We start from the raw sequence: 12,578 nt of genomic DNA on the forward strand, positions 1-12,578 counted from the left end.
GGCCTCCCGCTGGCGCGGAAGGGGGACGGTCCGTCGACGTACCGCAGATAGTCGTCGCGCATGTCGAAGGGCGGTTGTCCCTGCGGGTCCCGGGCGTGCAGGAAGCTGTCGAAGGCCGTCTTCTACGCGGCGGCGTGCACCCGGGCCGAGTCCGTGACGACACCGTCGGTGTCGAAGACCACGGCTGCCGTACCTCGCAACGCGCGGGGCACGGCGGCCGTTGCCTTCCGTTCACCACTCATCGTTCGCCGGCCGTCGAGTTGGCGTCGTGCCGGGCGGTCATGTCTGTCATGGCGGTGAACTCCTTCGCGAGAAAGGGCCTTACGCGCTCCAGGCCCAGTCGGCGACCTCGGGCAGGTCGGTTCCGTGCTCGCGGATCCACGCGTGGTGCCGGGTGCGGGCGTCGGCCATGCGCTGGCGTACGGCGGCGGCCCGGACAGCGAGGCCGGGCACTCGGTCGATGACGTCCATCACCAGGCGGTAGCGGTCCATGTCGTTGCGGACGACCATGTCGAACGGGGTCGTGGTCGTGCCCATTTCCTTGTAGCCGCGGACATGGAGGTTGCCGTGTCCGGTGCGGCGGTAGGCGAGACGGTGGATCAGCCAGGGGTAGCCGTGGTAGGCGAAGATCACGGGCTTGTCCGCCGTGAACAGCCCGTCGTACTCGAAGTCGCTCATCCCGTGGGGATGTTCATCGCGGGCCAGCAGGCGGGTCATGTCGACCACGTTGACGACCCGGACGGCCAGTTCGGGCAGGTGGCGCCGCAGCAGGTCGGACGCCGCCAGGATCTCCAGGGTGGGGACGTCGCCCGCGCAGGCGAGGACGACATCGGGTTCTCGTTCCCCGTCGGCGGACCCCGCCCAGTCCCAGATTCCGGCGCCGCGCGCGCAGTGGGCGCGGGCCTGGTCCATGGAGAGCCAGTCGAAGCAGGGCTGTTTGCCCGCGACGACGACGTTGACGTAGTCCCGGCTGCGCAGGACATGGTCCGCGACGGACAGCAGCGTGTTGGCGTCGGGCGGCAGGTACACCCGTACGACCTCGGGGCTCTTGTTGAGGACGTGATCCACGAAGCCGGGGTCCTGGTGCGAGAACCCGTTGTGGTCCTGCCGCCAGACGTGCGACGTCAGCAGGTAGTTGAGGGAGGCGATCGGAGCGCGCCACTCCAGTGACCGCGAGGTCCTGAGCCACTTGATGTGCTGGTTCACCATCGAGTCGACGATGTGGACGAACGCCTCGTAGCACGAGAACAGTCCGTGCCGGCCGGTGAGGAGGTAGCCCTCCAGCCAGCCCTGACAGAGGTGTTCGGAGAGGATCTCCATGACGCGGCCGTGTCGGTCCAGGTGCTCGTCCACCGGGAGGGTCTGGGCCTGCCAGGCCTTGCCACTGGCTTGATAGACAGCCTCGAGTCGGTTGGACGCTGTCTCGTCGGGCCCGACCAGGCGGAAGTCACGGCGGCCGGAGGTGTCCTCCATGATCCGTTCCAGGAGGCTGCCCAGAACGCGGGTGGGCTCGTGCAGGGTGGCGCCCGGCTTGTCCACGGGGACGGCGAAGCCGTCGAGGGGCCGAATCGGCAGATCGCGCACGAGACGGCCGCCGTTGGCGTGCAACGTGGCGCCGAGCCGGCGGTCCCCCTCGGGGACGCACGCAAGGACGTCCGCGCTGGGCCGCCCCGCCGGGTCGAAGAGTTCTTCGGGGCGGTACGAGCGCAGCCATGCCTCCAACTGCCGCAGATGATCCGGGTTTTCGCGTACGCCGGCCAGGGGGACCTGGTGGGCCCGCCAGGTCCCCTCGACGGGCACGCCGTCGACCTCAGCGGGTCCCGTCCAGCCTTTCGGCGTGCGCAGCACGATCATGGGCCAGTGCACCCGCTCGGCCACGCCGCCCTCGCGGGCCGTGCGCTGCATCAGCTCGATGCAGTCCAGCGCACGGTCGAGGGCGCCGGCCATCGCGCGGTGGACCTCGTGCGGGTCGTCGCCCGTCACATGGATCGGCTCGTGCCCGTATCCCCGCAGCAGCTCGTCGAGTTCGGGCTCGGGGATGCGGGACAGTACGGTCGGGTTGGCGATCTTGTAACCGTTGAGATGGAGGATCGGCAGGACAGCGCCGTCGTGGACCGGGTCGAGGAACTTGTTCGAGTGCCAGGACCCAGCGAGGGGACCGGTCTCCGCCTCCCCGTCGCCGATCACACAGGCGACCAGCAGGTTCGGATTGTCGAAGGCGGCTCCATACGCGTGAGCGAGTGAGTAGCCGAGTTCACCGCCCTCGTGGATCGACCCGGGCGTCTCGGGAGCCACATGGCTGGGCACGCCGCCCGGGAACGAGAACTGCCTGAAGAGGCGTTCCATGCCCGTCGCGTCACGCGTGACGTCCGCGTACGTCTCGCTGTAGCTGCCCTCCAGCCAGGAGTTCGCGAGGACCGCGGGCCCACCGTGGCCCGGTCCCCACACGCACAGCGCTTCGAGGTCACGGGCTTTGATGGCGCGGTTGAGGTGGGTGTGGACGAGATTGAGGCCGGGCGACGTTCCCCAGTGGCCGAGCAGGCGCGGCTTGATGTGGGCGGGTGTCAGGGGCTCGACGAGCAGCGGATTGGCCATGAGGTAGATCTGGCCGACGGCAAGGTAGTTCGCGGCCCGCCAGTGGGCGTCCAGGGTGCGTAGCTCGTCGTCGGTCAGTACCGTGCTGTCCGGGTGTTCGACCTTGGGCATGGTGACTCCGTAAGTCATCGAGGCAAGTCTTCGGGCGTAGGAGGCGGCATGGCCGGCGAGAAGGCCGCGAAGGTGCCGCGCGCGGCGTACGAGCGGGAGCTGCTGCGTCTTCAGACGGAGCTGGTGAAGCTTCAGGAGTGGGTGCGCACCGAGGGCGCCCGGCTGGTGGTCGTCTTCGAAGGACGGGACGCGGCAGGCAAGGGCGGCACCATCAAGCGGGTCTCCGAACACCTCAACCCGCGCGTCGCGCGGACCGTGGCCCTGCCCAAGCCGACCGAACGCGAACGCGGGCACTGGTACTTCCAGCGCTACGTCGAGCAGCTGCCGGCTGCCGGGGAAATCGCGTTGTTCGACCGGAGCTGGTACAACCGCGCCGGTGTCGAGCATGTGATGGGCTTCTGCACCCAAGAGGAGTACCAGCTCTTCCTCCGCCAATGCCCCGTATTCGAGCGCATGCTCATCGAGGACGGCCTCCTGCTGCGCAAGTACTGGTTCTCGGTGAGCGACGCCGTGCAGCAGGAGCGGTTCAGTCGCCGGCTGGCGGATCCGACGCGGCGGTGGAAGCTTTCCCCGATGGATCTGGAGTCGATCAGTCGGTGGGAGGCCTACTCCAGGGCAAAGGACCAGATGCTGGTGCACACCGATACGTCGGACGCACCGTGGTTCGTCGTGGAGAGTGACGACAAGCGCAGGGCGCGACTGAACATGATCGCCCACCTGCTGGACTCCGTGCCTTACCACGAGGTGCCCCCTCCGGTGCTCGAGCTCCCGCCGCGGCCTCCGTCGACCGGCTACGAACGCCCGCCGCGTGACCTGCAGAGATACGTCCCCGACCACGCGGCGGGCATCTGAGCCGGACACGTGCTCAGCCCCGCTGCGGAACGACGGCGACGGGACATCGCGAATGGTGCAGGGCCGTGTGCGCGACGTGGCCGAGTTGAAGGCCAAGGTGGCCCCGGCGCCGCAGGGCACCGACAACCAGCAGGTCGGCCCGCGTCGAGGCGTCCAGCAGCACCCTGCGGGCGGGCCCCTCGGCGGTCCGCCGCCGCAGCTCCACCGATGGGTACTCCGCCGCGAACTCGCTCAGCGCCGACTCAAGGATCTCCACCGCCCGCTCCTCGTGCGAACGCGCAGGTTCTCCCGCAAGCAGCGGATGATCGACCGACTCGTGCGCCGGGCTGCGCCAGGCCCGCACCGCGTCGAGAGCGGCTCCACGGCGTTGTGCCTCCTGGAAGGCGAAGCGCACGGCCTCCGAGTTCTGCTGCTCCTCGCCGACTCCGAGAGCGATCCTCTGCAACATCCCGGTCCTGGCCTGGTTGTCGTGACTGCCGCGCAGCACAAACACGGGGCAGTCGGCACGGGCGGCCACCGCGAGGCAGACCGAGCCGAGAAGCACCTCGGCGACACCACTGCGGCCACGCGATCCAAGGACCAGGGCACAGGCGTTCCGCCCCTCGTGCAGGAGAGCGCTGCCCGCGTCTTCGGGCAGGACCTCGGTGGTGACCTTCAGCTTGCTGTCACGGTGGTGGGCGCGCCGCGCCGCGGTATCAAGAATGTCGTCGGCCAGCACCTGTTCCGAAGACTCGTCGAGGGTCTCGGCGAGCGCCGCTCCCTCATAGCGCTCCCACAACGACGCGTACACCAGCCGTAGCGGCACCCCGCGCAGGACGGCCTCGTCCGCCGCCCAGTCCACCGCGCGCATGCTCGACTCGGAGCCGTCGACGCCCACGACCACGGGGAGCTCCACGGCCTTCACCTTCCTTCAGTTTTCGGATTCGGTCAGCGCCACGACGCAAGCCCATACCGGCGCTGTTTTCACGAGAATCACTTCTCCTAGGTGATCACTCATGGGGAACCACCGCGACAGGGGCCGTGGCAGTACGGCGTGGGTGACCGGCCCTATGTGGGTGCCGAGCACAGAGCGGCGCCCACGACGGCCCACGACCACCAAGGAGGCGTGGCGGGAGGCCTCGACCAGGTAGTCGGGCGCCTTTCCGGACCGGGAGTCCTCGGTGACCCTCGCTGTCGCGAAAGTCTGCCGCCAGGGGCGCAGCACCTCGGTCACCGCGGCAGCCTCCTCGTCCAGGAGCCGTGCGCTCGCCGCGAGGTCGGCGGCCAGACCGCGGGCGATGTAGAGCGGCAGATCCCAGCTGCGGACAACATGGAGGGACGTGCCTGGCAGACATGCCTCCTCGGGCAAGCCGAGAGGCCGGCCACCGCGCGATCCCTTGCGCAGGCAGGCGGACTTGCTGTCCCCGTCTTCGCCTCCCGGACAACCCCGAAGACAAGAGATAGCAGCCCTGGCTCGCTGAAGTCCGCCACATGAGTCAGCGTCATCATCGGCTCGTCCCCCGTCGCCGCGGGACAGCGGTGGATTTCCTGTTCAACTGCGGGTGGTGCGGCCAGGCGGACGTGCTGTACGGCGAGCGGACCGGCTTCTGGAACAGACGGCTCCCGTCACAGAGAGTCAAGCAGAGATCCTCATCATGTATGGGGCTGACGTCTCGAGGTCACATGCGCACGTACTGCTCGGTGTCCTCGGCGAAATCTTTCAGCGCTTGGTCGGTCAGTGTGGGGCGGGTCTGCGCAATAGCCTGGAGGTAGTCCTCTGTGCTGGGCGGTGCGCTTTTCCCGTGGGCGACTTCGTGTTCGAAGGCGGTCTGCGCGCCCTTGCGTGCCGCGAACTCGATGTCGGCCGGTGTGAACATCTCGCTGGCTTCCACCAGGCGTTGCAGGTCGACACCGGCCGCGGCGGGGCCGAGATAGCGCTGCCAGACCGCCGTCCGGGCCACCGGATCCGGAGGGCCGACGGGGATGACGTAGTCGAAGCGGCCCGGCCGTAGAAACGCTGGGTCGAGGGAGCGGACGGAGTTCGTGGCGCAGATCAGGAGCCGGTCATCGTGGTCACGGAAGCCGGGTATCAGCTTGAGGAGTTCGTTGGTGACTCCGTGACCAGGGTCGACGGCAGTGCCGGACCGGACGGAGGCGATCTCCTCGACCTCGTCGATGAAGAGGATCACCGTCTCCAGCTCGGCCAAATCGGTGAACGCCTCGCGAAGGGAGGTCGCCAGTCCTCCCTCCCCCGATGATGCGAGCCGGGAGGGGAAGAGTTCCACGAAGGGCCACTCCAGCCGGGCGGCGACCCCTTTGGCGAAACTGGTCTTGCCAGTGCCCGGCGGCCCGAAGAGGATGACCGCTTTCGGCGGCACCACTCCGTACTGTTCGGCGAGCGCGGGCTGGGCCAGCGGCAGCACGATCCGCCGCTCGATGGTCTCCTTCACCCGTTCCATTCCCGCGAGGCTGTCCCACAGTCCCGCAGGCACCATCCTTCCCCCGAGTTCCGCGAGAAGTCCGGCGTCGCTCGCGCCGAGGTGCTCGACCTTCTCGTAGAAGACGAGCCCGCTGCGGGACCGGTAACCGGAGTGCTCCAAAGCAGCGGATCCGGTCGCCCCCGGTGCGAGGAGTGCACCGATCCGGCGGGCCCCTTGTGACCGCAGGCGCCGCTCGATCTCGGCGATCAAGGCGCTTCCGATCCCGCGGTTACGCCACCCCACGCCCAGGGCCACCAGGGTGATCCAGCCCCGTTCGCCGTGAGTCTGCGCCACAGCGATGCCCACCAACTCGTCACCGACCACCGCCACGACGGTCGGCCCGTCGGCCCTGGCCGCGGTCACGACCTCCGATATGGGGAAAACGGCAGGTGCCCCGTCCGCCTGCTGATTCTGGTCCCAGATCTGGATGGCACGGTCCAGATCGTCGTCGCGGAAATCCCGCAATCGCCACGTCTGCATCGTCACCACCTTCGTGGGGAGGTCACCGCCGCTGCCCCGGGGCATGGCGGTCCTCCCGGCACCGGATCCTTGTTCCATTCTCCGCGCCGTCGTCACGCAGGCGCACGTCGAACGATCCGCCGGTGACAACAGGGCCGCCACAGCGACGACGTGAGCGTGGTCATTGGTCGACCAGGACCACTTGCTTGAGCCGGTTGAAGCACCGTTCCACCGCGTTGCGCCGCTTGTAGAGCTCCGGTTCGAAGGCAGGTGGCCGCCCGCCGCGGCTTCCTCGCCGTGCCCGGTTGGCCTTCTGGTCGACGCGTTCGGGGAGGGGGCTGGTGATGCGGCGGGTGCGTAAACCAGCTGCGGATGGCTTTGGAACTGCATGCCTTGTCGCCCAGGACGTGTCGGGGTCGCCGGCGAGGACGGCCGGATCCCTGTCGGGGCACTCTGTCGGCGTTACCACGCATCCCACCGGCGACTGGGTCACCCGGCAGGCCCGCAACTCCTCCAACTCGAGGACCGCGCCCACCCGTTCCGCTCCCTGATCAGGGACCGCGACGCCAAGTTCACCCAGGCCTTCGACGCGGTGTCCGCCGGCAACGGCACCCAGGTCCAAGAGGAAAACCCCAGCTCACAGCACGTGCGGAGATTTTGACACCCCTCAGGCCCTGGCCGTCGCTGATCGTGGTGGTCTTGACGGTGTTCTGCCTGTGCTTGCCGGAGACGAAGGCCCGCCGGCCGGGACGACCCGCCCGTGGACGGCGGACCTGGGGCTCCATCCCGTCGATCCGCAAGGTGACGTCCTCGGCCGCGGCCTAGGCGAACACGTCCTCCAGGGTCCGCAGCCGGATGGCCCGGCCGATCGTGGAGGATCCCACCTCGTAGAGCACGCCCAACGCCTCATGGGTGAGCCCGGTCCGCCGATGGACCCGTGTCACCAGGAGCCGGTCGATGAAGACCAGTTCGTGCTTCGGCCCCTCCCCCGCCTCCCGCCGACGGTCGCCCTCACGTCGCCCGTGACGCCCGGACTCGCAGCGTGCCACCCAGCGAGGGGCGAGTTCCGCGGCCAACTCGCCCAGATGTTGGCGCGACAGCCCGCAGAAGGCAGGATGGGACATGGCCGCGCGGGCCTGTTTGATCGTCACACACCGGACAACTTGCTTGGCCGTCTCTATGCCCCCGCCCCCACCGACCAAGATCAATCGCAAGTCGGCTCGTTAGGGTCGGAGGCATGACGACACCCCTTGCCGGCAGCGCCTTCGACTCGCTCCGCCACGACGCCGTGCCCGACCAGGAGGCATTGCGCCGGGCGTACGAACTCCCCGGCGACGCGGCCGTTCGCAAGCAGATGACCGAACTCACCGAGCACACCCGGCGGTTGATCGGCTGCTCATCGCTTGTCCTGGTCGCCAGCGCGGACGCCCAGGGCAACTGCGACGTTTCCCCGCGCGGCGGCCCCGCCGGATTCGTCGCCGTCCTGGACGCACGGACGGTAGCGATACCGGACGCGACCGGCAACAAGCGTCTGGACACCCTGCAGAACGTCATCGCCACCGGACGGGCCGGGCTGCTGTTCGTCATCCCCGGGCGGACCACCACCCTGCGGGTGAATGGCCGGGCTGTCGTCTCCACACGCCCCGAGCTGCTGTCGCAGCTGACCGCCGTGGGCAAGCCGCCGGCCAGTGCGCTGGTGCTGGGGATTGAGGAGGTCTACCCACACTGCCCCAAGGCGCTCCTGCGCAGCGGGGCCTGGAAGCCGGAGCAGTGGCTGCCGGCGGACGCCCAGCCGACCTCGGCCGAGGTGACGCTGGCCCAGCTGCGGATGCCGGAGCTGACGATCGCCGACATCGAGCAGGCGGAGGCGGACTCGCTGAAGTACCGGTACGAGTAGCAGGCCGAGCTGCGAGTGAACACCAGCCAGCCGAACCCCCAGGCCAGCACGCGCCAAGACCAATCGCGGGTCAGCCCGTAAGTGTCTTCGGGTCGGCGAAGGACCGCGGCCGAGTGTCGCGTTCAAGCCGCCCGAGTGGTGCCCGGCGTGGACCTACCGCCCGGCGTACGCCCGCTGGAGTCGAGGTCCCCCGTCGTACCCGGAGCATGCACGTCACGTCCCGTCAGTACCTGGAGGACCAGAGCGCCCACGCACAGCAGCGCGCTCAGCCCCCAGATCGTCAGATACGCGGAGAGCGCCGGGACCTCCGTGCCCTCGACGACGACGGAGCCGAGGACGACCGCCGAGCCCGCGCCCGCGACGCTGCCGCCCAGGGTCTTCAGGTTGTTGTAGACGGCGGTCGCACTCGCCGTCCGGTCCTTGGCACTGCGTTCCACGATCAGAGTGGGCAGGCCGCCCAAGGCCAGGCCCATGCCGAGGCCAGCGACGGCGGATGCCAGGGCGAAGAGGGGCAGAGCGGTGTGTGCGGCGATCAGTCCCACGTTCCCGGCCGCCATCAGCGCGAAGGAGAGCAGCAGCACACGGCGGTAGCCAGTGCGAGCTGCCACCCGGGCGACGAGGCTTGCACCGGCGAAAGCCAGCACGTGCGGCACCGCGCCCCACGCGCTGATCTCCCAGGTCGTGAGCCCGAACCCGTACCCCTCGTCGGCCGTGGACGCGGCCAGATACGAGATGCCCACCGCCTGCCCGCCCAGCATCACGGCGCCGAAGAGGAAGCCGGAGACGTAGTAGGGCGCGGACTGGCGGCGGGCCACCGCCCGGACGTCGACAAGGGCGTGCGGCCGGTCCCGTTCGATCCGGACCCACCAGGCGAGCAGGGCCAGGGAGAGCACGAGACCGCCCAGGGTGATCGGAGAGGTCCAGCCCCAGGTCGCGCCGCGCGCCGTCGTACCGAGGAACATCAGCAGTGAGAGCCCGAGCAGCAGCGCCCCCGTCCAATCCATCCGGCCCGGCGCACGGGTCCGTGACTCCGGGATCGCGCAGTACGACAGGGCCAGGCAGGCACACGCGAGCGCGGCGAGGACGGAGAGCGTGGCCGGGACGCCGCCGGTGAGTTCGAGCAGGGGGCCCACCAGGCCGTGGCCGAGGAGCGAGCCGAGGGTGAGCGCGCCGACGAGAAGCCCGACTGCCTGCCGGCCGCCGTCGAGGTCGAGCCGGTCCCGTACAAGGCCGATCTCCAGCGGCAGCAGCGCCGCCAGCGGGCCCATCAGGGCACGGCCCACCAGCAGCACCATCAGATTCGGTGCGAGGGCCACCAGGACGGTGCCCGCCGCGACGCAGACCAGCGCGATCCGGGTGAGCCGACGGTGCCCGTACAGATCTCCGAGCCGCCCGAACACGGGCACCGCGACGGCGGCCGCGAGGAACTGCACCGCCATGTACCACTGCGCCTTGGACGCGCTGATGGACTGCCAGTCCTGAACAGCCGGCACGAGCGCCGGCGCCGAACCCTGGAGGAAGCCGCTGACCAGCTCGAAGACGACGAGCAGGCCGACTACGGCGGTCACCCGGGGCGCCGCCACCTCGCCCGTCCCGCACGATTCCGTCATGCCGACGCCCCTGCGGCGAGCCGCTGCTCCGCGAGCTCGCTGAGCAGCGCCGCCTGGCGGTGGAGCACCCGGTCGTCGAAGACCGCCCGCGGGGAGTGGTTCTGGGGCGCCTTCTCCACGTCCACGCCTTCGGGCGCCGCGCCGACCAGCAGCATCGCACCGGGCACCTTGTGCAGTACAAGGGAGAAGTCCTCCGAACCGCTGGCGGGCTGCGGCGCCTCCCACACCTCGCCCGCGTCGAACAGCTCGCGCGCAGTGTCCAGCGCGAACGCGGTCGCGGCCGGCTCGTTGACAGTGACCGGATAGAGCATCTCGTACTCCACCTCCACGTCCAGGCCGTGCGCGTCCGCGATCCCGCGCACCAGGCGCGGCAGCCCCACGGCCAGCCGTTCGTGGTTGGCCTCGGAGTAACTGCGTACGGTCGCCTCGAACTCGGCCGTGTCCGGGATGACGTTCTGCTGCGTACCGGCGTGCAACCGCCCAACAGTCACCACCACCGGGTCGAAGATGTCGAAGGTGCGCGTCACCCAGTTCTGCAGCGCGGTCACCATCTCGCAGACGGCCGGCACCGGGTCCTTGGCATGGTGCGGAGCCGAACCATGCCCGCCCTCGCCACGAACCGTCACCCGCAGGACGTCGGACGCCGTCATGACCGTGCCGGGCCGGGACGCGACCCAGCCGCCGGGCAGCCGATTGGCCGAGACGTGCAGGGCGAAGGCCGCGTCGAGCGCCTTGCCCGCCACGCCCAGGACACCCTCGTCGATCATCGCGCCGGCCCCGTTGTGCCCCTCCTCGCCCGGCTGGAACATGAACACCACATCGCCCTGGAGGCTCTCCCGGCGGTCCGCGAGCAGCGTCGCCGCACCGACGAGCCCGGCGGTGTGCAGATCGTGCCCGCAGCCATGCATCCGGCCCGGCAGCTCGGAGGCGTACTCCACCCCCGTCAGCTCGTCCACCGGCAGCGCGTCCATGTCACCCCGCAACAGCACCGCCCCGCCGGGACGGCCACCGCGCAGCACGGCCGTGACCGAGGTGAGCTCCCGGCCCAGCGTGATCTCGAGCGGGAGCCCGTCGAGCGCGGCGAGGACCTTCTCCTGCGTACGCGGGAGCCGGAGGCCGAGCTCCGGCTCGCGGTGCAACGAGCGGCGGAGCCGCACGAGATCGGGCTGGAGCTCCCTGGCGCGTTCCAGTACGGACATGCTGCGTCAACCTCCTGATACGGTTCCGGCCATCGGTGGGGCAAGACTGAAGCCCTGACCCGTCCGACCGGCCCGAATCGCAGGAAACGCGCAAGGGACATCGAATGACGCAGCATTCCGGAAACGGACCGGTACGGAGTTCCGCGCACGGGTCGGTACGGACGCTCGACGACGTCGACCAGCCCCTGGTGCACGCGCTGCAGATCGCCCCACGCGCCGGCTGGAACGAGATCGGCGCGGTACTCGGACTCGACGCCGTCACCGTGGCCCGCCGCTGGCACCGGCTCACCGAAACCGGCGCCGCCTGGATCAGCTGCTCCCCGTCGCCCGCCCTCGCCGCGACGGGACAGGGACTGCTCGCCGTCGTCGAGGTGGACTGCGCCAGCGGCAGCGTGCTGACCGTCGCCCGGGCCCTCGCCGAGCTGCCCCACGTCACCACCGTCGAACACGTCAGCGGAGACCGCGACCTCCTGCTCACGGTGATGGCCCCAGACCTCGCCGCGCTCACCCACTGGGTGACTCGCGGCATCGGCTCGATGCAGGGCATCGTCGCCACCCGCACCCACCTCGCGAGCACCGTCTACATCGAGGGAAGCCGCTGGCGGCTGCGCGCCCTCGACCGCACCCAGATCGCCCGTCTCGCCGACACCGGCGCTCCCCGCACCGACACCCCGGTCTTCCCCCTCACCGACCTGGACCACGCCCTCGTCGGAGCCCTGTCCATGAACGGCCGCGCCACCTACCGTGCCCTCGCCGACGTCTGCGGAACGAGCCCGGACACCGTCCGTCGCCGACTCGGCCGGCTCTTCGGCGCCGGCATGCTCCAGCCCCGTTGCGAGGTCGCCCGCCCTCTGTCGGAGTGGCCGGTCACGGTGATCCTCTGGGGGAGGGTGGCCGCGAGGGAGTTGGAGAGCGTCTCCCGCGCCGTCACCGGCGCCCGCGAGGTACGGCTGTGCGCCGGTCTCACCGGCCGGAACAATGTCCTCGTCGTGGCCTGGGTGAAGTCCCTCGCCGACGCCCAGCGCTTCGAGGTACGACTTGCCCAGCGCACCCCCGACCTGGACATCACCGACCGGGCCGTGGCCCTCTGGCCACTAAAGCTCAGCGGCCATCTGCTCGACGAACGCGGCTACCGCATCGGCGGCGTCCCGCTGGACGTCCGCACGGCCGGCGCCAGCTGGCGAGATCCGGAAGACACTCCCTAAGGCTTGCCCCGTGTGTGGGCATGAGCTGGGAGTTTGCCTCACGGTACGGTCATCGGTGCAGCCGAAAAGGTTGAGCGAGTGCCCGTTGCACGGGGTGGGTGTACGTCCTGAGTATCTGGTCGGGCGGCGTCTTGAGCACGTGGTCGCTTCTTGGCACCTGTACGGCGCGGGGGGGGGCTCCACGTCGGCAA

10 protein-coding genes and 2 pseudogenes are annotated in these 12,578 nt (G+C 69.8%); 3 read left to right on the forward strand and 9 right to left on the reverse strand.

Features of this window, described 5'->3' with window-relative positions:
• Positions 1–23: 23 nt before the first annotated feature.
• Both AC07EJ_RS29645 and AC07EJ_RS29650 read right to left on the reverse strand, forming a co-directional pair.
• Positions 24–242: pseudogene (locus AC07EJ_RS29645) on the reverse strand (hydrolase); the annotation flags it as partial.
• 79 nt (positions 243–321) lie between these two features.
• Positions 322–2,706, reverse strand: coding sequence for a phosphoketolase family protein (locus AC07EJ_RS29650; protein ID WP_478885474.1), 2,385 nt, complete (start codon positions 2,704–2,706; stop codon positions 322–324).
• A gap of 48 nt (positions 2,707–2,754) precedes the next feature.
• Between AC07EJ_RS29650 and ppk2 the strand changes: the two genes are divergently transcribed.
• Positions 2,755–3,558 carry a polyphosphate kinase 2 gene (ppk2, locus tag AC07EJ_RS29655; RefSeq protein ID WP_478885408.1) on the forward strand — a complete coding sequence of 268 codons (804 nt, stop codon included), beginning with the start codon at positions 2,755–2,757 and terminating at the stop codon, positions 3,556–3,558.
• Between the two features lie 13 nt (positions 3,559–3,571).
• On the opposite strand, the gene AC07EJ_RS29660 is transcribed toward ppk2, so the two are convergent.
• The 5 genes and pseudogenes from AC07EJ_RS29660 to AC07EJ_RS29680 all read right to left on the reverse strand — a co-directional run bounded on the left by AC07EJ_RS29660 (position 3,572) and on the right by AC07EJ_RS29680 (position 7,627).
• Entirely contained in the window at positions 3,572–4,453 is an 882-nt protein-coding gene (locus AC07EJ_RS29660) for a universal stress protein (RefSeq protein ID WP_478885409.1), read from the reverse strand.
• A 15-nt stretch (positions 4,454–4,468) separates the two neighbouring features.
• The gene (locus AC07EJ_RS29665) at positions 4,469–4,906 is read right to left on the reverse strand and encodes a universal stress protein (protein WP_389489987.1); all 438 of its coding nucleotides are present in this window, start codon (positions 4,904–4,906) and stop codon (positions 4,469–4,471) included.
• Positions 4,907–5,216: 310 nt separating this feature from the next.
• Complete coding sequence (locus AC07EJ_RS29670; protein ID WP_478885410.1) at positions 5,217–6,542, reverse strand: ATP-binding protein; 1,326 nt, start codon at positions 6,540–6,542, stop codon at positions 5,217–5,219.
• 136 nt (positions 6,543–6,678) lie between these two features.
• A pseudogene (locus tag AC07EJ_RS29675) lies at positions 6,679–6,931 on the reverse strand (IS5/IS1182 family transposase); the annotation flags it as partial.
• A 366-nt stretch (positions 6,932–7,297) separates the two neighbouring features.
• A complete protein-coding gene (locus AC07EJ_RS29680) occupies positions 7,298–7,627 on the reverse strand; it encodes a helix-turn-helix domain-containing protein (RefSeq protein WP_389489984.1) in 330 nt (109 codons plus the stop codon).
• An 86-nt stretch (positions 7,628–7,713) separates the two neighbouring features.
• On the opposite strand from AC07EJ_RS29680, the gene AC07EJ_RS29685 reads away from it, so the two are divergent.
• Positions 7,714–8,373 carry an MSMEG_1061 family FMN-dependent PPOX-type flavoprotein gene (locus AC07EJ_RS29685; RefSeq protein ID WP_478885411.1) on the forward strand — a complete coding sequence of 220 codons (660 nt, stop codon included), beginning with the start codon at positions 7,714–7,716 and terminating at the stop codon, positions 8,371–8,373.
• Positions 8,374–8,495: 122 nt separating this feature from the next.
• On the opposite strand, the gene AC07EJ_RS29690 is transcribed toward AC07EJ_RS29685, so the two are convergent.
• Entirely contained in the window at positions 8,496–9,983 is a 1,488-nt protein-coding gene (locus AC07EJ_RS29690; protein ID WP_478885412.1) for an MFS transporter, read from the reverse strand.
• Positions 9,980–11,182: a M20 metallopeptidase family protein gene (locus AC07EJ_RS29695; RefSeq protein WP_389489977.1), complete on the reverse strand. Its 1,203-nt coding sequence runs from the start codon at positions 11,180–11,182 to the stop codon at positions 9,980–9,982. Before AC07EJ_RS29695 ends, AC07EJ_RS29690 begins: the two co-directional genes overlap by 4 nt.
• A gap of 104 nt (positions 11,183–11,286) precedes the next feature.
• On the opposite strand from AC07EJ_RS29695, the gene AC07EJ_RS29700 reads away from it, so the two are divergent.
• A complete protein-coding gene (locus tag AC07EJ_RS29700) occupies positions 11,287–12,387 on the forward strand; it encodes an Lrp/AsnC family transcriptional regulator (protein WP_478885413.1) in 1,101 nt (366 codons plus the stop codon).
• The last annotated feature ends 191 nt before the right edge of the window (positions 12,388–12,578 follow it).

The organism is Streptomyces sp. NPDC045026 (assembly GCF_056432625.1).

What these genes read in the sequence shown, in the direction of transcription:
- AC07EJ_RS29650 (WP_478885474.1), bottom strand. Translation starts at nt 2,706, where the DNA reads ATGCCCAAGGTCGAACACCCGGACAGCACGGTACTGACCGACGACGAG.
- ppk2 (WP_478885408.1), top strand. Translation starts at nt 2,755, where the DNA reads ATGGCCGGCGAGAAGGCCGCGAAGGTGCCGCGCGCGGCGTACGAGCGG.
- AC07EJ_RS29670 (WP_478885410.1), bottom strand. Translation starts at nt 6,542, where the DNA reads ATGCCCCGGGGCAGCGGCGGTGACCTCCCCACGAAGGTGGTGACGATG.
- AC07EJ_RS29685 (WP_478885411.1), top strand. Translation starts at nt 7,714, where the DNA reads ATGACGACACCCCTTGCCGGCAGCGCCTTCGACTCGCTCCGCCACGAC.
- AC07EJ_RS29690 (WP_478885412.1), bottom strand. Translation starts at nt 9,983, where the DNA reads ATGACGGAATCGTGCGGGACGGGCGAGGTGGCGGCGCCCCGGGTGACC.
- AC07EJ_RS29695 (WP_389489977.1), bottom strand. Translation starts at nt 11,182, where the DNA reads ATGTCCGTACTGGAACGCGCCAGGGAGCTCCAGCCCGATCTCGTGCGG.
- AC07EJ_RS29700 (WP_478885413.1), top strand. Translation starts at nt 11,287, where the DNA reads ATGACGCAGCATTCCGGAAACGGACCGGTACGGAGTTCCGCGCACGGG.